This window comes from Micromonospora sp. Utrum1 (assembly GCF_057197805.1).
Genome location: NZ_CM170071.1, coordinates 4412471 through 4432935 on the forward strand (window position 1 = coordinate 4412471; position 20465 = coordinate 4432935).

Annotated in this window: 17 protein-coding genes; 9 read left to right on the top strand and 8 right to left on the bottom strand. The window is 72.3% G+C overall.

The features are described 5' to 3' along the window. Nucleotides 1-10 precede the first annotated feature (10 nt). Together mmsB and mmsA are read right to left on the bottom strand one after the other, a co-directional pair. Entirely contained in the window at nucleotides 11-1309 is a 1299-nt protein-coding gene (mmsB, locus tag AC0OLQ_RS20865) for a multiple monosaccharide ABC transporter permease (RefSeq protein ID WP_357342251.1), read from the bottom strand. Next, a complete protein-coding gene (gene mmsA, locus AC0OLQ_RS20870) occupies nucleotides 1306-2853 on the bottom strand; it encodes a multiple monosaccharide ABC transporter ATP-binding protein (protein ID WP_357342253.1) in 1548 nt (515 codons plus the stop codon). Before mmsA ends, mmsB begins: the two co-directional genes overlap by 4 nt. Nucleotides 2854-3190: 337 nt before the next feature. Here mmsA and AC0OLQ_RS20875 point away from each other — a divergent pair, with 337 nt between their 5' ends. The 3 genes from AC0OLQ_RS20875 (at nucleotide 3191) to AC0OLQ_RS20885 (ending at nucleotide 8560) form a co-directional block, all read left to right on the top strand. Further along, entirely contained in the window at nucleotides 3191-4228 is a 1038-nt protein-coding gene (locus AC0OLQ_RS20875) for a LacI family DNA-binding transcriptional regulator (protein WP_484527625.1), read from the top strand. A gap of 383 nt (nucleotides 4229-4611) precedes the next feature. Next, nucleotides 4612-7719, top strand: a complete 3108-nt coding sequence (locus AC0OLQ_RS20880) for a GH92 family glycosyl hydrolase (protein WP_484527626.1) — start codon at nucleotides 4612-4614, stop codon at nucleotides 7717-7719. A 97-nt stretch (nucleotides 7720-7816) separates the two neighbouring features. Continuing rightward, complete coding sequence (locus AC0OLQ_RS20885) at nucleotides 7817-8560, top strand: N-acetyltransferase (RefSeq protein WP_484527627.1); 744 nt, start codon at nucleotides 7817-7819, stop codon at nucleotides 8558-8560. Between the two features lie 10 nt (nucleotides 8561-8570). Here the strand turns inward: AC0OLQ_RS20885 and AC0OLQ_RS20890 are convergent, their stop codons facing one another. Both AC0OLQ_RS20890 and AC0OLQ_RS20895 read right to left on the bottom strand, forming a co-directional pair. Next, nucleotides 8571-8876 carry a DUF1330 domain-containing protein gene (locus AC0OLQ_RS20890; RefSeq protein ID WP_484527628.1) on the bottom strand — a complete coding sequence of 102 codons (306 nt, stop codon included), beginning with the start codon at nucleotides 8874-8876 and terminating at the stop codon, nucleotides 8571-8573. Between the two features lie 59 nt (nucleotides 8877-8935). Further along, nucleotides 8936-10012 (bottom strand): DUF6081 family protein, encoded by a 1077-nt coding sequence (locus AC0OLQ_RS20895; RefSeq protein WP_484527629.1) that lies wholly within the window; start codon nucleotides 10010-10012, stop codon nucleotides 8936-8938. A gap of 309 nt (nucleotides 10013-10321) precedes the next feature. Between AC0OLQ_RS20895 and AC0OLQ_RS20900 the strand changes: the two genes are divergently transcribed. The 4 genes from AC0OLQ_RS20900 (at nucleotide 10322) to AC0OLQ_RS20915 (ending at nucleotide 14087) form a co-directional block, all read left to right on the top strand. Beyond that, nucleotides 10322-11326, top strand: coding sequence for a hypothetical protein (locus AC0OLQ_RS20900; RefSeq protein WP_484527630.1), 1005 nt, complete (start codon nucleotides 10322-10324; stop codon nucleotides 11324-11326). Nucleotides 11327-11372: 46 nt separating this feature from the next. Then, complete coding sequence (locus AC0OLQ_RS20905; RefSeq protein WP_357342275.1) at nucleotides 11373-11705, top strand: putative quinol monooxygenase; 333 nt, start codon at nucleotides 11373-11375, stop codon at nucleotides 11703-11705. A gap of 215 nt (nucleotides 11706-11920) precedes the next feature. Then, on the top strand, nucleotides 11921-12901 hold the full coding sequence (locus tag AC0OLQ_RS20910; RefSeq protein WP_484527631.1) for an SRPBCC family protein: 981 nt from the start codon (nucleotides 11921-11923) through the stop codon (nucleotides 12899-12901). A gap of 10 nt (nucleotides 12902-12911) precedes the next feature. After that, nucleotides 12912-14087, top strand: a complete 1176-nt coding sequence (locus AC0OLQ_RS20915; RefSeq protein ID WP_484527632.1) for a zinc-dependent alcohol dehydrogenase — start codon at nucleotides 12912-12914, stop codon at nucleotides 14085-14087. Between the two features lie 224 nt (nucleotides 14088-14311). On the opposite strand, the gene AC0OLQ_RS20920 is transcribed toward AC0OLQ_RS20915, so the two are convergent. Both AC0OLQ_RS20920 and AC0OLQ_RS20925 read right to left on the bottom strand, forming a co-directional pair. Continuing rightward, nucleotides 14312-15886: a Na+/H+ antiporter gene (locus tag AC0OLQ_RS20920; protein ID WP_484527633.1), complete on the bottom strand. Its 1575-nt coding sequence runs from the start codon at nucleotides 15884-15886 to the stop codon at nucleotides 14312-14314. 76 nt (nucleotides 15887-15962) lie between these two features. After that, on the bottom strand, nucleotides 15963-16583 hold the full coding sequence (locus AC0OLQ_RS20925) for an L-threonylcarbamoyladenylate synthase (RefSeq protein WP_357342284.1): 621 nt from the start codon (nucleotides 16581-16583) through the stop codon (nucleotides 15963-15965). 118 nt (nucleotides 16584-16701) lie between these two features. Between AC0OLQ_RS20925 and AC0OLQ_RS20930 the strand changes: the two genes are divergently transcribed. Beyond that, nucleotides 16702-17013: a hypothetical protein gene (locus AC0OLQ_RS20930; protein WP_484527634.1), complete on the top strand. Its 312-nt coding sequence runs from the start codon at nucleotides 16702-16704 to the stop codon at nucleotides 17011-17013. A gap of 183 nt (nucleotides 17014-17196) precedes the next feature. Then, nucleotides 17197-18306, top strand: coding sequence for a carboxylate-amine ligase (locus tag AC0OLQ_RS20935; RefSeq protein ID WP_484527635.1), 1110 nt, complete (start codon nucleotides 17197-17199; stop codon nucleotides 18304-18306). 10 nt (nucleotides 18307-18316) lie between these two features. Here AC0OLQ_RS20935 and AC0OLQ_RS20940 read toward each other — a convergent pair whose 3' ends face one another. Continuing rightward, nucleotides 18317-18592 (bottom strand): YegP family protein, encoded by a 276-nt coding sequence (locus AC0OLQ_RS20940; RefSeq protein WP_357342290.1) that lies wholly within the window; start codon nucleotides 18590-18592, stop codon nucleotides 18317-18319. A gap of 41 nt (nucleotides 18593-18633) precedes the next feature. After that, entirely contained in the window at nucleotides 18634-20418 is a 1785-nt protein-coding gene (locus AC0OLQ_RS20945) for an N-acetylglutaminylglutamine amidotransferase (RefSeq protein ID WP_484527636.1), read from the bottom strand. Between the last annotated feature and the right edge of the window lie 47 nt (nucleotides 20419-20465).

The window sequence follows — 20465 nt, forward strand, 5'->3', positions numbered from 1 at the left end:
GGGTGACGCGTCAGCTCGGCACCGCGGTGCGGGCCGTTTCCCGTTCCGCGCCGGGCGGTGCCGTGGGCGGGGCGGGAGTGTCGCGGCGGAACGAGCGGGTGAGGCTCCCGATGACGGAGAACTTGCCCTGCTTCTTGTTGTAGACGTCGAGCGCGACGGCCAGCAGCAGCACCAGGCCCTTGATGATCTGGACCCGGTCGGTGCCGACGCCGAGCAGCTGCAGGCCGTTGTTGAGCACGGCCATGACCAGACCGCCGACGATCGAGCCGCTGATGGTGCCGATGCCGCCCGAGACGGCCGCGCCACCGATGAAGACCGCGGCGATCGCGTCCAACTCCCAGCCGTTGCCGTCCTGCGGACCGGAGGCCGCCGAACGGGCCACGAAGATCATGCCGGCCAGGGCGGCCAGGACGGCCATGTTCATCATGACGAAGAAGTTGACCCGCTTGAGCTTCACACCGGAGAGCTCCGCGGCCCGGGCGTTGCCACCGACGGCGTAGATGTACCGGCCGCCCGCGGTGTTGCGGGTGTAGAAGGAGTAGGCCAGCACCAGCGCCACGAGGATGATGCCGGAGACCGGGAAGCTCGTGCCGACCCGGCCGCTGGCGAAGCGCAGCGAGGCGAAGACGATCACACCGACCATGACGGCCATCCGGAGCACCGAGATCCACATCGGGGCCGGATCGGCGTCCATGTCCCGGCGGGTCTTGCGGGCCTGGAACTCCCGCCACACCACGGCCACGCAGGCGGCGAGGCCGAGCAGGAGCGTCAGGTTGTTGTAGCCGGTGTTCGGGCCGACCTCGGGCAGGAAGCCGGAGCCGATCACCCGGAAGCCCTCCGGCACGGAGATCGTGTTCGCGTTGCCGATGAACTGGTTGCCGCCCCGGAAGAGCAGCATGCCGGCCAGGGTGACGATGAACGCCGGCACCCCGATGTAGGCGACCCAGAAGCCCTGCCAGGCGCCGATGACCGCGCCGATCACCAGGCCGAACAGGATGGCGGCGGGCCAGGGCAGCGACCACTCCGCCATCGACTTGGCCACCAGGATGCCGGTGAAGGCGGCGATCGAGCCGACCGAGAGGTCGATGTGCCCGGCGACGATCACCATCAGCATGCCGATGGCCAGGATGAGGATGTACGAGTTCTGGTTGAACAGCGCGATCAGGTTGTCCGATCGCAGGGTCAGGCCGTCCGTGAGGATCTGGAACAGGACGACGATCGCCACCAGGGTGAAGATCATCCCGAACTGGCGGGCGTTGGACGTGGTCCCTCCGAAGAGGTTCTTCTGCAGGTCCTTGATTCGGCTCATCGTGTCTGCATCTTCTTCGTCGAGGTCATCTGCTTCATGAGGGTTTCCGGGTCCGCGTCCTGCCGGGCGATCTCGCCGGTGATGGTGCCTTCGAACACGGTGTAGATGCGGTCGCAGAGCCCGATCAGCTCGGGCAGCTCCGAGGAGATGACGACGACGCCCTTCCCCTGGTCGGCGAGCCGCTGGATGATGCCGTAGATCTCGTACTTGGCGCCCACGTCGATGCCGCGGGTCGGCTCGTCGAGGATCAGGAGGTCCGGGTCCGTGAACATCCACTTGGCCAGGACGACCTTCTGCTGGTTGCCGCCCGAGAGCTTGGAGACGCCCTCGTCGACCGTCGGCGCCTTGGTGCGCAGCTCCCGGCGGTAGGACTCGGCCGCCTTGTACTCCAGGACCTCGTCCAGGACGCCGTGGCGCGAGATCTTCGACAGCTTGGCGGCGACCGTGGAGGTCTTGATGTCGTCGAGCAGGTTCAGGCCGATCGCCTTGCGGTCCTCGCTGACGTACGCGAGCCCGTGGGCGATCGCGTCCGCCACCGACTTCAGGACGATCTCCTTGCCGTCCTTGATGATCGTGCCCGACTCGTACACGCCGTAGGAGCGGCCGAAGACGCTCATCGCGAGTTCGGTGCGGCCCGCGCCCATCAGCCCGGCGAAGCCCACGATCTCGCCGCGGCGGACGACGAAGCTCTCGTTCTTGCAGACCTGCCGCTCGGCCGAGATTGGGTGCCGGACGTTCCAGTCCCGGACCTCGAAGAAGACCTCGCCGATCTTCGGCGTGTGGTCCGGGAACCGGCTGTGCAGCTCGCGACCGACCATGCCCCGCACGATCCGGTCCTCGTCGACGCCGTCGGCCTTGACGTTCAGCGTCTCGACGGTCCGGCCGTCACGCAGGATGGTGATCTGGTCGGCGATCGCCTCGATCTCGTTCAGCTTGTGCGAGATCATGATCGAGGTGACGCCCCGCGAGCGGAAGCCGCGCAGCAGGTCCAGCAGGTGCCGGGAGTCGGCCTCGTTGAGCGCGGCGGTCGGCTCGTCCAGGATGAGCAGCTTGACGTCCTTGGCGAACGCCTTGGCGATCTCCACCAACTGCTGCTTGCCGACGCCGATGTCCTTCACCAGGGTGTCCGGGTCCTCCCGCAGGCCGACCCGGGCCATCAGGTCCAGCGCCCTCCGGTTCGCGGACTTCCAGTCGATCGCCCCCCGCTTGCGGGGCTCGTTGCCGAGGAAGATGTTCTCGGTGATCGACATGTCCGGGATGAGCGCGAGCTCCTGGTGAATGATCACGATCCCGGCGTTCTCGCTCGCCCGGATGTCCGAGAAGCGGGTCTCCGCGCCCTGGTAGATGATCTGGCCGTCGTAGCTGCCGTACGGGTAGACGCCGCTGAGCACCTTCATCAGCGTCGACTTGCCGGCGCCGTTCTCGCCCACGATCGCGTGGATCTCGCCGGCCCGGACCACCAGGTTGACGTCGGCCAGGGCCTTGACGCCGGGGAACTCCTTGGTGATGGAGCGCATCTCCAGGAGGACGGGCAGATCGCTCATCGCTCCCACCACCTTGCCAACGGCATGGCCGCCTCCGCGGGTTATGACCTTCGCTCACTTTTCGTTGTCGTGGGCAACCCAATCTCGTCAGGAGCCCTTCCGCAAGTGCCCAAGTCGCTCATTTGCGTAACAAGTCGGTAATATCGACCGCCACGCTGAGTGACCTTTGCGACGCTCCCCGGACTTGCCGGCGAGGGGCGGGGTGGTGCTACTGATCAAGCCCATGACATCGTTGACGCGCCATCGTATAACGCTGTTTCGTGAGGCGTCTTCATGGCCCGGTCGGGCCTGGTGAGGCGGTGTGGCCGGCCGGGGCGCGAGTGTCATAATTCCGGCCATGACCGTGGACCGGAAGGCTGGTCGACCGAGCCTGGCGCAGGTCGCGGCGCTGTCCGGGGTGTCGGTCAAGACGGCTTCCCGGGCCCTCGCGGGCGAGCCGCGCGTGGCCGAGGACACCCGGTCGCGGGTGCGCGACGCCGCCGACCAGCTCGGTTACCGGCTGAACGGGGTGGCCCGCGAGCTACGCCGGGGCGCGAGCACCTCCACGCTGGTCGGCCTGCTCATCGGCGACCTGGCGAACCCGTTCTACTCCCGGCTGGCGGGCGGCCTGGAGCGCGAGCTGCGCATGCGGGGCCTGCAACTGATCACCGCCAGCACCGACGAGGATCCGGAGTGGGAACGGCGACTCGCCGACGCGCTGCTGGAGCGGCGGGTCAGAGCGCTGGTGATCGCCTCGACCGCGACCGAGCACGCCCACTTCGCGGCCGAACACCGCCACGGCATCCCGTTCGTGTTCGTGGACCGGCCCCCGGTCGAGCTGGCGGCGGACACCGTCCTGCTGGACAACCACCACGGCGCCCGGCAGGCCGGAGCCCACCTGAGCGCGATCGGCCACCGGCGGATCGGAGTGGTGGGAGACCTGTCGCGACTGAGCACCCACCGCGACCGGCTGGACGGCTTCGCCGAGGCCATGCGTGTGGCCGGCGTGGCGAACTGGGCGGACTACCTGGTGGAGAACGCGCACGACGTCGCCACCGCCGAACGGGCGGTGCTCGGGTTGCTGGGCCGCACCCCCGCCCCGACCGCCCTGTTCACCATGAACAACCGAATCACCCTCGGCGCGCTGCGGGCCCTGCGCGGCCACCCCGCCCCGCCGGCTCTGGTCGGTTTCGACGACGTGGATCTCGGCGACGTCCTGGGTGTGAGCGTCGTGGCGCACGACCCGGAGGAGATGGGGCGGCGGGCGGCGCGACTGCTGCTCGACCGGATCGACGGCGACCGCGGACCGGCCCGGCAGGTGGTGATCCCGACCCGCCTGCTGGCCCGCGGCTCCGGTGAACGGCCGCCGATCTCGACGGGACCGACCGGCTCCTAGTCCTCCGGCCGTAGCTCGTCGTGTCCGTCGGTGTGCGAGGCTTCGGACCGCCGCCCGCGCGCGCCTTCGAGCCGCGCCAGGAGCGAGAGCACGACAGCGGGGCCGTCGTCGGCACGGATCCGGCGGGCGACTTCGGTGGCGCGATCGCGACAGCTCGAAACCAGTCGTGCGGCAGTCCCTCCAGTCGTACCGTCGCACGTCTCGGCCGCCGTGCCGCCTCCTGAACCGTATTCCCGGCCCGCTCCCCCATTGACACGGACCTTCCGGCGCTCTACACAGGACCATGACACTCGTCGATGACAACGATGTCATGCGGTGTCGTCCGCGCCTCAAAGGAGGACCGCCTCATGCTCCGATCAGGCCCGCCCCGTCTACTCACGCTGGTGGCCACCGCCGTCACCACCGCGTCCGCGCTCGTCGCGGTCGCCTCGCCCGCCGCAGCGGCGTCGCTCAACCTCACCCCGTACGTCAACCCCTTCATCGGCACCGACGACAGCAACGCGCCGAACCCCGTCGGCGGCGGCGCCGGCGGCAGCACCGTCCCCGGCCCGGTGCAGCCCTTCGGCATGGTGCAGCTGAGCCCGGACACCCCCACCGCCTCACCGTCCGGCTACCGCTTCAGTGACACCCAGATCGAGGAGTTCAGCCTCACCCACTTCAACGGCGCCGGCTGCCCCAACAACGAGGACCTCGGCATCCTGCCCGTCACCGGCGCGCTCGGCGCCTCCCCCGGCACCTCCTGGACGTCCTACCGCGCCACCCAGGACAAGGCGCAGGAACAGGCCGCTCCCGGCTTCTACCGGGCCGTGCTCAGCAACTACGGCAACACCCGGGTCGAGGCGTCGGCCACCCGGCGCAGCGCCATCCTGCGCCTGAGCTATCCCGCGACCAGCGCCGCCCGGGTGCTGGTCAACACCAGTCGCAGCGCCACCGGCAGCCGCGCCGGTTCGATCCAGATCAGCGGGTCCACGGTGACCGGCAGCGTCACCGGTGGCGGCTTCTGCGGCAACAGCAAGACCTACCAGATCTTCTACCGGATGGAGTTCGACCGCGCCCCGAGCGGCGTCGGCACCTGGCTCGGCGGCACCGTCACCGCCGGCTCCACGAGCGCCAGCGGCACCAACTCCGGCGGCTACCTGACCTTCGACACCACCAGCAACCCGGTGGTGCAGGTCAAGGTCGGCATCTCCTTCGTCAGCCAGGCCGGCGCGCAGGCCAACCTCGCCGCCGAACAGTCGGGCTTCGCCTTCGACACCGTCCGCGCGAACGCCGACGCCCAGTGGAACGCGATCCTCAACCGCGTGCAGGTCACCGGCGGCTCCGCCACCGACCTGCAGAAGTTCTACACCGCGCTGTACCGCGTGTTCATCAACCCCAACCTGGCCAACGACGTCGACGGGCGGTACCGCGGCTTCGACAACGTCATCCACACCGCCGACCATCCGGTCTACCAGAACTACTCCGGCTGGGACATCTACCGCTCGTGGGCGGCCCTGATCGCCTTCCTGGCGCCGGCCGAGGCGACCGACATCGCCCGGTCCATGGTGCTCGACGGCCAGCAGGGCGGCCTGCTGCCGAAGTGGTCGCACAACAACAACGAGGCGTTCGTGATGACCGGCGACCCCGGCCCGATCATTGTCGACAGCCTGTACCAGTTCGGCGTACGGAACTTCGACACCGCCGCGGCGCTGGCCCTGATGAAGAAGAGTTCCGCCGGAGGCACCACCCAGGGCAGCCCGATCCGCGGCCGGCAGAGCGGGTACGTGCAGCGCCACTACATCGACGGCGACCCGTCCGACTCGCTGGAATACTCCGCCAGCGACTTCGCGGTGGCCCAGTTCGCCCGGGCCCTGGGTGACACCGCCACGTACGACACCCACATCGCGCGAGCGCAGTGGTGGCGCAACACGTTCAACAGCGAATCGGGCTACGTCCACCCGCGAAACGCCGACGGCACCTGGCCGTGGCCGCTCGACCCGGCCAGCCAGTCGAACTACGTCGAGGGCAACGCCTCCCAGTACACCTGGATGGTCCCCTACAACTTCGCCGCCCTGATCGACCTGATGGGCGGGCGGCAGACCGCCGTCCAGCGGCTCGACCACCACTTCACCCAGACCAACGGCGGCCAGTCGCAGCCGTACTTCTACATCGGCAACGAGCCGGAGCACGGCGTCCCCTGGGCCTACCACTTCGCCGCGGCGCCGGCCGGCACCAGCGCCGCGGTCCGGCGGATCATGAACGAGTCGTTCACCACCGGTCCGGGCGGCCTGCCGGGCAACGACGACCTCGGCGCCACCTCCGCCTGGTACGTCTGGTCCGCCCTCGGCATGTACCCGCCCACCCCGGGCGCGGACACCCTCGCCCTGCACGGCCCGGTCTTCCCGTCGATCCTCGTCGACCGGCCGGCCGGCGACGTCCAGATCACCGCCGCCAACGCCGGCCAGGGCAACCAGTACGTGCAGAGCCTCTCCGTCAACGGGACGGCCACCCAGCGCACCTGGCTGCGGTACGCCGACCTCGCCGGCGGCGCCACCCTGTCGTACGCGATGGGCGGCGCGCCGTCCGCGTGGGGCACGGACCCCGCCAACGTGCCGCCGTCCTTCACCGACGGGTCCACCCCACCCGCCCCTGCGCCGGAGCTGGGCCCGAACCTGGCCGCCGGCAAGCCGGCCAGCGGCTCGGCCGCGTGCAACACCGCCGAGGGCCCCGAGAAGGCGTTCGACGGCCGGCTCGGCAGCGCCAGCAAGTGGTGCTCACTCGCCGCGGGGACCAAGTTCCTCCAGGTCGACCTCGGCGCGAACCAGACCGTCCGCTCGGTCGTCGTCAAGCACGCCGGACTCGGCGGGGAGAACACCGGCTGGAACACCGGTGACTTCACCATCCAGACCAGCACCGACGGCAGCAGTTGGACGACCCGCACCACGGTGTCCGGGAACCGCGCGAGCCGCACCTACCACCCCTTCCCGGCCGCGTCCGCCCGGTACGTCCGGCTCAGCATCACCACACCCACCAACAACGGCAACACCGCGGCCCGGATCGACGAGGTCGAGGTCTACGGCGGCAGCGGCCCGACGAACCTGGCGTTGAACCGGCCCGCCACCGCCGACTCGCAGTGCGCGAGCACGGAGGGGCCCGAGAAGGCGGTCAACGGCAGCACCTCCGGCGGCAACGCCGACAAGTGGTGCTCGGTCGGCACGAACAAGTTCCTCCGTGTCGACCTGGGCGCCGCCCACCGCATCCAGTCGGTCACCGTCCACCACGCCGCCGCCGGTGGCGAGGATCCCGCCTGGAACACCCGGGACTTCGACCTGCAGGTCTCGGCCGACGGGTCGATGTGGACGACCGTCGCCCAGGTCCGGGGCAACACGGCCGGCGTGAGCACCCATCCGATGTCCGTCGACGGCAGGTACGTGCTGATCAAGGTCATCACCCCCACGCAGACCACCGACGCGGCCGCCCGGCTGTACGAGGTCGAGGTCTACGGCACCTGACGAGGCTCCCGCGACGGACAGCGGCCGGAGGGCACCGGCCGCTGTCCGGCGGAAAAGGGTGTGCGGATCGAGCGGCGGCCCCTCTACCCTGCCCGGCGTGACCCTGGACATCGTGAGCCTGGCGGAGCGCCCCGACCTGGCGCCGCTGCTCGACACCGGCTTCGACGGCGCCTGGCCGCAGTTCATGCTCTGGGACCCGATGGGCTCGGTCTACTACAGCGTCGCCCACGACCTCTACCCGGAGTTCGTCTTCGCCGCCGTCGACCCGGCCGAGCCGGGCCGCGCCGTCGCCCGGGCGTACGCCGTGCCGCTGCGCTGGACGGAGGACGAGCTACCCGACGGCGGCTGGGACCGGATGATCCAGCGGGCCACCGTCAACCGGCTCACCGGCGCCACCCCGAACCTGGTCTCCGCACTGGAGATCTGCGTGCGGCCGGACCGGCGCGGCGGCGGAGTGTCCGGGCTGATGCTCGCGGCGATGCGCGAGGCGGTCGCCCGGCAGGGCTTCGACACGCTGGTCGCGCCGGTGCGGCCGAACGGCAAGGCCGCCGCCCCCGACCTGCCGATGACCGAGTACGCGGCGCGGGTCCGCCCCGACGGCCTGCCGGTCGACCCGTGGCTGCGCGTGCACGTGCGGGCCGGCGGGGTGATCGAACGGGTCGCGCCCCGGTCGATGGCGATCACCGGCACCCTCGCCGACTGGCGGCGGTGGACCGGCCTGCCGTTCGACAACAGCGGCCCGGTGCGGGTGCCGGGCGCGCTGGCGCCGGTGCTGGTGGACGTGGCGCACGACCACGCCGCCTACGTCGAGCCGAACGTCTGGGTGCGGCACCGGCTGTAGCGCCGGGCGGTCAGGCCGGCCAGGCGTGGCCGATCCCTTCGAGCAGCAGGACGACGCCCTCGGTGGCCGCCTCCCGGTCCCGGGAGATCTCCCGGTATTCCGCCGAGGTCGACCAGCGCTCGAAGTCCTCCCGGCTGTCGAAGGACATGAGCACGGCCTTCTCGTGCGGCCAGCTCCCCTCCACCACCAGCGGGGACGCGTCGGCGGCGAGCAGCCGGCCGCCGTGCCGCCCCAGGACGGGCAGGAAGGCGGCGACGTACCGGTCGTAGCGCTGCTGGTCGTGGACGGTGATCTGCGCGAGGGCGTAGACGGTCACCGCCCCAGGCTATCGACCCGCACGCGCCCCCGTTGTCCCCCGCAGCGGAGGGCGGCCTCCTACCGGCCGACCGTGCGGACGGTGAAGTTCCGGAACGAGCCGACGGCGCCCTGGCCGAAGGCGCGCTCCGCGGGCGGGATGGAGACGCTGTAGGGCGCGTACCGGGGGTCGCAGACGCCCGGCCCGGCAGCGTCCGGCGGGGTGCAGCCGTACTGGAACGGGAACGCGTCGAGCAGGCTGAACAGGCCGTGTCCCAGGGAGAACGACCGGATCTTCCCGGCCAGCGGTTCGCCGCCGCCGAGGGACGGATAGATGCCGGTGTACGGGACGCCCTGCCGGTCCAGCGGCACGCCGACCTCGCCGACCCGCGCGATCACGGCACCGTCCAGCAGGTACGTCACGCTGGCGTGCCCGCCGGCCTGCCGGTAACGGATCGCCGCCCGGTGCGGCACGCCCGGCGTGATCGGCACCTCCCGGATGATCTGCGTGTACGCCTTGTCCAGGCCGACCTCGGTGGCGCCCGGGCAGTCCGGGTCGGTGGTGTTCCCGGTGACCGTGCTGGGCAGCCGCTCGATCAGCGGGAAGGCGCGGGTGCCGGAGACGAACCAGTCGAAGAGTTGCCCGGTGCAGAAGTCGATCATGTTGAGTACGACCGCCGCCTGCTGCCCCTCCAGCACCGGACTGACGTAGGGGCGCGCGGTCGGGTCGGCGACGGCGGCGGAGCCGGGCGGGCCGTACCGGCCGTGCACCACGTGCCCGCCGGTCGCGCCGGGAGTGCGCGCGGTGATGTCCACGGCGAACTCGACCGACCCCTGCCGAGGGGCCGGGAAGGTCCGGTTGCTGACGGCCATGTACTTGAGGTGGTCGTAGACGTTGAAGTCCACACCGGTCTTGAACGGCACGTCGCTGACGGTCAGCACCCCGTCGGCAATGCCGCGGGTCGCCCCGTCCAGCGGGCCGTAGATGTTCGACCATTTCCGCTCGTACTCGGCCAGGTCCACCGAGTCGTAACGCACCACGCTCGGCCGCGACCCGGGCGCCGCCACGGCGGGCGGCGACGCCGACCCGGAACCTCCGACCACGATCACGACCGTCGCCGCGCCCAGCGCCCAGCGGAGCCTGTCCTGTCTGCGCACGTCGCCCTCCCTGCTGCGGTGGCGGTGGCCGCACCGGTCCGCTCGGTCCACCTCGGACCATCGTCGGAGATGACTGCCGGCGGGACATCCACCGCACGGCGCGGCGCTGCGGCCCGGACGGCGGGCCACCCCGCCGGGGCGGCGCCGAGAGGGCGGCACCGGGCTCCGCCATCCTGGACCGTCGGGTCGGGACCGCTGCGGCACGGGAGCTGTCAAATGCCCGAACCGCCCTGGCCATATCGCCTCTGACCTGCGGATACTGGGTAGAGAGGGCAGCGGCCGAGCTGCGCCGGTTGGGGGGCAGTCACCATGATCGACCAGGAGACCCAGCCCGAGGGCACACCCGACAATCCGGCCCCGCCGGCACCCGGCGGGAGCGGCGGGAGCGGCGGGAGCGGCGGGAGCGGCGGGAGCGGCGGGTCCACCGTGCCCGCCGCCGTGTGGCAGGTGCGGGTGCGCACCAAGCTCGACGACCTCCACCAGCAGCTGAGCGGCATCGAGTCCCGCACCGGCGCGAACGCCGCCCGGGTCGCCCGGCTGCGCGGCCAGCTGTCCGGCGTGGAGTCCGTGCTCGGCCGCAGCGGGGTGGTCGAGTGGCTGCGCGGCGGCAACCTGGAGTACGCCTGGCAGACGATCCACTCGGTGGAGCGCGCCATGGTGGAGCTGCGTACGCCGGAGGAGCTGCTCGGCCTGCTGCCGGCGTACCAGGGCGCGGCCGCGCAGTTCCTGAAGGCCGACGACAAGGTGCTGACCGACTTCGACGCGTCGGCCGACGCCGCGGCGCCGGCGCGGTTCCAGGCCAAGGTGCAGGCGCTGCTGCTGCGCTACCACGCGGCGTCGGACGAGTTCCACGAGTCGGTGCGCCGGTTGCGCAACCGGATGCTGGGGCTGTCGGTCTTCGCGCTGGTCGCCGAGGCGCTGATGGTGCTGGTGCAGTGGCGCAGCCGGGACGTGCAGCTGCTGAAGCCGCCGACCGACGCGGCCGGTGTGCCGGCCTGGCGGCTGCTCTTCTTCGTGCTCATCGCCGGAGCGCTCGGGGCGTTCATCAGCGCCCTGCCCTCCATGATCACCTCACGCTCCGGCGGCCTGCCCTACAAGCTGCCCTTTCAGCAGGGCCTGCTGAAGCTGGCGATCGGTCCGCTGGTCGCGGTCGTCGGGATCATGCTGGTGATCGGCGGCCTGGTGGAGACCACGGTGAACAGCACCGCCGCCCTGCTGGGCGTCGCCATCGTCTTCGGCGCCGGGCAGCAGGCGGTCACCGCGTTCGCCGACCGGCGGGCATCCGAGCTGCTGACCCCGGTCACAAAGGGCTGAGCGGGGACGGCGGCGAGCCGCTGCCAGCCTGGGTAGCCTGAGCCGCATGATCTTCATTACCGCGAAGTTCCGGATCCGGCCGGAGGACGCCGACCGCTGGCCGCAGATCGCCGCCGAGTTCACCGAGGCCACCCGGGCCGAGCCGGGCTGCCTCTGGTTCGACTGGTCCCGCAGCCTCGACGACCCCACCGAGTACGTGCTGGTCGAGGCGTTCCGCGACGACGAGGCCGGCGCGGCGCACGTGCAGTCGGCGCACTTCCGCGAGGCCCAGCGCACCCTGCCGCCGCACCTGGCCGAGACGCCCCGGATCGTCAACATGAGCGTGCCGCAGCAGGACTGGTCGCGGCTCGGCGAGATGGCCGTCCCCGAGAGCGACTGAGGGCCGTCGCCACGTCCCCGGGCACGGGCGGCCCCCGCTCCCCCGGGCCGCCCGCCCGCCGGTGTGCCACCCCGGCCGGCGGGGCGCAGGTGTGCGGCGGGGATTTGCGGGAATGGCACGCCGGCCAGTCGGGGACCGGCGGCACCGCGGAAATCCGCACCGGGCTCGCTCGGGCCATGGTCACCGACCCCTTCTCCGACACGGGGTGACGACGCATGACACGAGAAACGACCCTCGGGGTCCGCTCGGTGGCCGACAATCTCGGGATCCAGCGGGCGACCCGGGACCGGGGTTCGGAGGGCCTGGCCCGCTTCCTGGGCTGGTTCAGCCTCGGCCTCGGCGTGACCACGCTCGCGGCGGGCTCCCGGGTGGCCCGGGCGGTCGGCGTGGACGACTCGCCCACGGCCAGGGCGGTGTTGCGGGCGGCCGGGCTCCGCGAGATCGGCCACGCCGCGGTGCTGCTGGTGCCCCGGCGCGCTGGGATGGGGGCCTGGACCCGGGTGGCCGGTGACGCGCTCGACCTGGCCGTGACCGGCCAGGCGTACCGCAACCGGTGCGGCGAGCGGCGCCGGCGGCTCGGCCTCACCCTCGCCGCCCTGGGCGGGATCACCGCCATCGACCTGTACGCCTCGGTGCGCGCCACCCGCAACCGCCGGATCAGCCCGCCGGGCTTCGCGCACGGGTCGGTGACGGTCAACCGCACCCCCGAGGAGGCGTACCACTTCTGGCACGGCTTCGAGAACCTGCCGGGCTTCATGTACCACCTCCAGTCGGTGCGCAGCACCGGTCCGGGGCGCACCCGCTGGTCGGCGAAGGCGCCGGCCGGCCGGACCGTGGAGTGGGAGGCGGAGATCGTCGAGGAGCGCCCGAACCAGCTCATCCGGTGGCGCTCCGTCGACGGCTCCCGGGTTCCCAACCGCGGCACCGTCCGGTTCACCCCGGCCGCCGGCGACCAGGGCACGGAGGTGCGGGTGGAACTGGAGTACGCGGTGCCCGGCCGCCGCCTCGGCACCTTGGTGGCGAAGGCGTTCGGCGAGAACCCGCAGCAGCAGATCTGCGACGACCTGCGGCGGTTCAAGCAGATCATCGAGACCGGCGAGATCACCCGGTCGGACGGGACACCCGACGGCACGAGCATCCAGACCCAGGCCAAGCAGCGTCCGGCCCGCCCGCTGGCGGCCCACCGGACCGCGTGAGGGAGGCACCGTGAAGGCCAACTGCTGGCTGGCACCGAACCGGGTTGCCGTCGAGGAGGTGCCGGAGCCGACGATCCTCAACCCGCGCGACGCGGTCCTCAAGGTGACCTCGACGGCGATCTGCGGATCCGACCTGCACCTGCTCGACGGGTTCATCCCGGCCATGCGGCGCGGCGACGTGCTGGGCCACGAGTTCATGGGCGAGATCGTCGAACTGGGCGCCGGGGCACGGGACGGACTGCGCGTCGGCGACCGGGTGGTCGTCGGCTTCCCCATCGCCTGCGGGGACTGCGGCTCGTGCCAACGCGGCCTCTACTCGGTCTGCGAGAACTCCAACCCGAACGCGGCGATCGCGGAGACCGCCATGGGCCACACTCCCGCCGGCATCTTCGGCTACTCGCACCTGCTCGGCGGCTACGCGGGCGGGCAGGCCGAGTACGTCCGGGTCCCGTACGCCGACGTCGGCGCGCTCAAGGTCGGCGACGAGCTGCCGGACGAGCAGGTGCTGTTCCTGTCCGACGTGCTGCCCACCGGCTACATGGCCGCCGAGATGGGCGACGTCAAGCCCGGTGACGTGGTGGCGGTCTGGGGCGCGGGCCCGGTGGGTCAGTTCGCCGCCGTGAGCGCCTTCCTGCTCGGCGCCGAACAGGTGGTCGTCATCGACCGGTTCCCCTACCGGTTGCGCATCGCCCGGGACCGGGCCGGCGCGGAGACGATCAACTACGAGGAGACCGACGTCCTGGACACGCTGCGCGAGATGACCGCCGGCCGCGGGCCGGACGTCTGCATCGACGCCGTCGGCATGGAGAGTCACCACCCCTCGGCGGCCCTGCAGGCGTACGACCGGGCGAAGCAGGCCGTGAAGGCGGAGACCGACCGGCCGCACGCGCTGCGCGAGGCCATCCTGGCCTGCCGCAACGGCGGCACCGTCGCGGCGATCGGGGCGTACGGCGGGTTCATCGACAAGTTCCCGATGGGCTCGTTCATGAACCGGTCGCTGACCCTGCGCTCCGGGCAGGCCCACGTGCAGCGCTACATGCGGCCGCTGCTGGAGCGCATCCACCGGGGCGAGATCGACCCGAGCTTCATCATCACCCACACCATGCGGCTCGACGACGCGCCGCACGGCTACGACATCTTCAAGAACAAGCAGGACGACTGCCTGAAGGTGGTGCTCAAGCCCTGAAAGTTTCCGCCGGGGCTGTTCCTCGGAGCCGCACCGGCGCAGGCGGCGGCCTGCACCCTGGTGCAGTCCGAGATCTACAACGGGGCCAACATGATCGCCTGGGCCCGGGGCCTGGAGGGCTGCTCCGGCGACGTCTACTGCGCCGGCTGACCGGACGGGCCGGGCGGGGGTCGTCTCAGCTCCCCGCCCGGCCGCGCCGGGAGCCACGCTCAAGAGCTGGGCGCTCAGTCCTCCGGTGCCGGGCCGAGCAGCCGGACCTCCTCGATGTCGATGGCGGCCTGGATCTGCCGCAGCACCACGTCGTCGATCTGGTTGGTGTTGCGCAGCCGGGTGACCTCCTGCCGCTTGCGGTCCAGCACGCCGAGGCGCAGCCGCCGGGCCATGTCACGCTCCTCGTCGACCTCGTCACTGCGCGGGGAGCGGACGTCCGCCAGGTGGTCCTGGTAGTCGGCGCGGAGCCGGTTCACGGTGTCCAGGGACGCGCCGAGTTCGGCGGCGACCTCCGGCAACGCCTCCAGGGCCGCCTCGGTCGCCCGGATCCGGGCCCAGCGCACCTCGTGCTCTCGTTCCCGGTCCCCCGTCAGGCGGGCCCAGGTGACCACGGCCGGCAGGGTGGTGCCCTGCACCAGCATGATCAGCACGATCACCACCACCGTGACGAAGATGATCAGGTCGCGTTCGTGCACGGGGGTCCCGGCGTGCGTGGTGACCGGGACGGCCAGCGCGGCGGCGAGCGAGACCGCGCCCCGGAATCCGGCCCAGCCGGCGGCGGTGCGGTCCCGGGCGTCGAAGCGGCGGGCGCGGCGGGACTCCCGGCGGTCGATGCCCTGCAGCCCGGCCACCGACAGCTGCACCCAGATCATGCGGGTGACCGTCACCACCAGGACGATCAGCACCGCGATGCCGAACGACTCCAGCGGCGAGTGGCTGGTGATGCTGCGCAGCGACCGGGGCACCTGCATGCCCAGCAGCACGAAGAGGCTGCCGTTGATCATAAAGGTGGAGAGGTCCCAGAACGCGTACGCGGTGAGCCGGGAGCGGGCCCGGATCACCTGCGGCCCCGCGTAGGAGAGCAGCAGGCCGGCGACCACGACCCCGAGCACCCCGCTGGCGTGCACCGCGTCGGCGAGCAGGAAGGCGACGAACGGGGTGAGGATGCTCAGGCCGCCCTCGCGCATCGGGTCGTCGACGTGCTTGCGGATCAGGACGACCACGCCACCGACGAGCAGACCCGAGAGGATCCCGCCGACCGCCTTGCCGACGAACTGGCCGCCCAGTTCCAGCGCGTTGGGCACCGCCCCGCCGGCGATCACCCCGACGGCCACCGCGAAGAGGACCAGCGCCGTGCCGTCGTTGACCAGGCTCTCCGTGCGCAGCGTGGTGAGGATGCCGCGGGGCATCCGCTTGGCCAGGCCGGCCACGGCGGCGGCGTCGGTGGGCGCGAGCACCGCGCCGAGCACCCAGGCCGCGGCCGGCTCGACGCCGAGCGCCTGCGCCACGTAGGACACGGCGACCATCGTGAGGATCACCAGCGCGACGGCGAGCAGGGCGATCACCACGAGGTTGGCCCGGATCTCGCGGAGGCTGATGACCAGGCTCTCCCGGTAGAGGATCGCCGGGAGGAAGAGCAGCAGCACCACCTCGGGTTCGAGGATCACGTTGTCGAACGGCGGCAGCAGGCCGAGCCCCGCCCCCATGGCGATCAGCAGCACGGGCGGCGCCACGCTGTACCGGCCGCCGATGGTCGTTCCGACGAGCACGGTTGCGCCGAGCACCGTGATCAGCACGAGTGCGCTCACGCCGTACCCCCGTCACCGTCCGCCGGACCCCACGGTGCCGCACCGCCGGGGCGCGGCGGGGTGGAACGGCGAATCGCTACTCGAAGCGGGACGGGTCGCCGGCGCCGCGGCGCAGGATCTCCGGTTCCGGCCCGGACAGGTCGACCACGGTGGTCGGCTCCAGGCCGCAGTCGCCCGCGTCGACCACGGCGTCGACCAGATGGTCGAGCCGTTCCTTGATCTCCCACCCCTGGGTCAGCGGCTCCTCCTCGCCGGGGAGCAGCAGGGTGCTGGAGAGCAGCGGCTCGCCGAGTTCGGCCAGCAGCGCCTGGGTCACCGTGTGCTTCGGTACGCGGACCCCGACGACCCGCCGCCGCGGATCCTGGAGGCGCCGGGGGACCTCGGCGGTGGCCGGCAGGATGAACGTGTAGCTGCCCGGGATGGCGGCCTTGACCTGGCGGAAGACCGCGTTGCTGAGCTTGACGAACTGGCCGAGCTGGGCGAAGTCGGCGCACACCAGGGTGAACGGGTGCCGCTCGTCGAGGCGGCGGATCTCCCGGATCCGCTGGACCCCGGCGCGGTTGCCGAGCTGGCAGCCGAGGGCGTAGCAGGAGTCCGTCGGGTAGGCGATCAGGCCGTCGCCGCGGAGCAGGTCGACGATCTGCCGAAGCACCCGGGGCTGGGGATTGTCCGGGTGCAGGTCGTAGTACCTCGCCACGTCGGTCAGCCTATGCCGCCGGCCGGGCGGAGGCGAACTCGGAAGATCCGGCGTGACCAGGTTTGGCGTAGGGACGTTCTGGAAACAGAGGGGCGGCTCAAAGAGGGGGGACCTGAACATGTCCGAAGCCAGCACCGAGCACGCCGACCGACCGGCCGAGGTGACCGATCCGCTGTTGTGGGGCCTGTCCGCGGCTGTGGCCGACGCCCACCAGCCCGACGAGGACGAGGTCTGCGTCAGCCCGAGCTGCGTCGGGGCCGCCTGGCCCTGCGCCGCCTGGAACAAGGCCCAGGAGGGGCTGCGCGCCGCCCGGGTCCCGCGTCCCGCGCCGCCGACCGCGGAGCCGGGCGGGGTCGGCCCGTCGAGCGGGCGGTCCACCGACCCGGCGCCGGCCAGGCCCGCCGAGCCGCTCGCCGTCACGGCCGCCTGAGGGGTAGCGCCGCCCGGCCGGTCGGCGCGCAGTGGCCAGGGCAAACGTCCACCGGGTGCCGGGGATGCGCCGTACCGTCGACGTGAGGCGGCAGGCGCGCCCCGGTGCGTCCGTCGCCGACCCGCCCGCGCGGTACGCCGGCACGCGTCCGCCGCGTGCCGGCCGCACCCCGGAGGTGAGCCCGTGGCGCCCGTCCCGGCGGTCCGCACGCTCGGCGTGGAGGAGGAGTACCTGCTCCTGGATCCGGTGACCGGACAGAGCCTGCCGGTGGCCGACCAGGTGCTCGCCGCTCTCGCCGGCGCCAGCCGGGAACAGAGCCGGCAGGAGTTCCGGCACAGCATGGTCGAGATGGTGACGCCGATCTGCACCGGCCTGGGCGAGCTGCGCGCGCACCTCGTGGCGCTCCGCCGGGCCGCCGCGGAGGCCGCCGAGGCGGCGGGGGCGCGGCTGGTGGCGGTCGCGGCGACGCCGGTGTGCGAGCCGCACCGCTCGGTGCCGGACAAGGACCGCTACCGTGCCATGTCGCACCGGTTCGGGCCGGTGGCGCACGATCCGGCGGTCTGCGGCTGTCACGTGCACGTCGGGGTGTCGGACCGGGAACTCGCCGTGCAGGTCTGCAACCACCTGCGGCCCTGGCTGCCGGTGGTGCAGGCACTGACCACCAACTCGCCGCTGCACGACGGGCGGGACACCGGGCACGCGAGCTGGCGCGCCATCCAGTTCGACCGCTGGCCGAGCGTCGGGCCGACCCCGCACTTCGACTCCGCCGCCGACTACGACCGGACGGTCCAGGAGCTCGTCGACGCCGGCATCATGCTGGACGCCCAGATGGTCTACTGGTACGCCCGCCCGTCCGTCGCCTACCCGACGGTGGAGGTCCGGGTGGGCGACGTCTGCCCGACGGTCGACGACACCGTGCTGGTCGCCGCCCTGTTGCGGGCCCTGGTCGACACGACGATCGACGACGTGCGCGCCGGCCGGGCCGCGCCCCGGATCCGGGGCTGCGTGGTGGCTGCCGCGCACTGGCGCGCCGCCCACGACGGGGTGGACGGGGACCTGGTCGACCTGCGCGCGGGCGGGTCCCGACCGGCCTGGGAGCTGATCGACGACCTGGTCACCACCGTGACTCCGGCGCTGAGCCGCCACGGCGACCTGGACGTGGTGCACCAGCAGCTCGACCGGCTGCGCCGCGACGGCAGCGGGGCGACCCGGCAGCGGCGGATCCTGGCCGACACCGGCGGGGACGTCGGGGCGGTCCTGGACGAGCTGGCCGCGCGCACCCTCGACGGCTGACCACCGGTGGTCAGACGGGCGGGATGCCGGACCGCCCGATCCGGGCCAGGTCGGGCTCCCCGTCGACCGTCCGGCTGGGCGGCGCCCCGGCCGGCTCGGTCGGCTCGGTCGGCTCGGTGCGGTCCTCGATCGCGGCGCCGCCGATCTCGCGCATCATGTCCGCGACGACGGCCAGGGCCGCGGCCTTGTCGGCGTACTGCCGCCCGGTGGCGATGACCTGGCCGTCGGCGCCCACCAGCGTGAACCCGTAGGTGCCGGTGTCGGCGGCGGCGATGAGGAACTTCATCCGCACCGCTTACCCGGCGAGGAGGCGGAGACACCAGGCGGTCAGTCGATGCCGTGCGACTGCAACCACAGCTCCAGCAGCCCGAGCTGCCAGAGCTTGTTGCTCCCGGCGGCGGCCTGCGCGCGGTCCGGGTCGGCGATCAGCTCCGCCACGTACGCCGGCCGGAACAGCTCCCGCCGCCGGGCGGCCGGCGCGGCGAGGGCCTCGGCGACCAGTTCGCGGACCGGGCCGTCGACGTTGCGCAGCGCCGGGACCGGGAAGTAGCCCTTGGGCCGGTCGATCACCTCGGCCGGCAGCACCGACCGGGCCACCTCCTTGAGCACGCCCTTGCCACCCTGGGCCGTCTTGTGTTCGGGCGGGCAGGCGGCGGCCAGCGTGACCAGGTCCTGGTCGAGGAAGGGAGTACGCACCTCCAGCCCCCAGGCCATGCTCATGCTGTCGACCCGTTTGACCGGGTCGTCGGGGAGCATCAGGTGGGTGTCCAGGCGCAGCACCGCGTCCAGCGCGGTCTCGGCGCCGGGGGCGGCCAGGTGCGCCGCCAGCACCTCACGGCTGGCGTCCCGGGGGCAGGCGTGGGCCGGACCGACCATCCGGCTCAGCTCGGCGTGCGTACGGTCGAAGAAGGCGTCGGCGAAGGCCTCGGCCACCGCGTCGCGGGGCACGTCGGCGAGGGGCTGGTGGTAGCCGTACCCGGCGAAGACCTCGTCCGCCCCCTGGCCGGACTGGGCCACCTTGACGTGCCGGGCGACCTGCTCGGAGAGCAGGTGGAAGGCGACGACGTCGTGGCTGCCCATCGGCTCGGTCATCGCGGTCACGGCGCGGCGGACGGCCGGGACGAGGTCCTCGTCGCCGAGCCGGATCCGGTGGTGATCGGTGTCGAAGGCGCCCGCCACCAGATCCGAGTAGTGGAACTCGTCGCCCGCCTCGCCGTCGCGGCCGCTGAAGCCGATGCTGAAGGTCTGCAGGTGGTGCTGGTCGGCCTCGGCGAGCAGGGCGACGATCATGCTGGAGTCGAGGCCGCCGGAGAGCAGTACCCCGACGGGCACGTCGGCCACCAGGCGCCGCCGCACGGCCGTGCGCAGGGCGTCCCCGACCGCCGCCGTCCAGTCCTCGGCGGTCAGGCCGGCGTGCGCCGGGTCGCGGCGGTAGTCCGGCTGCCAGTAGACGTGCTCGCGGGAGCGGCCGTCGGCCTCGACGATCCGCAGGGTGGCCGGTGGCAGCTTGCGTACTCCACGCAGGATGGTGCGCGGCGCCGGCACGATCGAGTGCCAGGACAGGTAGTGGTGCAGCGCCACCGGGTCGATGTCGGTGTCCACCTCGCCGGCCCGCAGCAGCGCGGGCAGCGTGGAGGCGAACCGCAGCCGGCCGGGCGACTCGGCCAGGTAGAGGGGCTTGATGCCGAGCCGGTCGCGGGCCAGGACGAGGCGGTCCCGCCGGTGGTCGACCAGGGCCACCGCGAACATCCCCACCAGGTGCTCGACGAAGCGCTCGCCCCACTGCGCGTACGCCACGAGGACCACCTCGGTGTCCCCGGTGGAGCGGAAGGTGTGGCCGGCGGAGATCAGCTCCTCGCGCAGCTCCGGGTAGTTGTAGACGCAGCCGTTGAAGACGAGCGTCAGCCCCAGGTCCTCGCGGACCATCGGCTGCGCCGCCGCCTCCGACAGGTCGATCACGGTCAGCCGCCGGTGTCCGAGCGTCACCCAGCCCTCGGGCCGCAGACCCTCGCCGTCGGGCCCGCGCGAGCGCATCGCCCCGGTCATCCGCTCGACCGCGGCGGAGTCCGGTCGCGAGCCGTCGAAGCGCGCCTCACCGCCGATGCCACACATGGTCGCCGCGACTACCCGAAGCGGTGCCCGGAAAACCCGATCCCGCT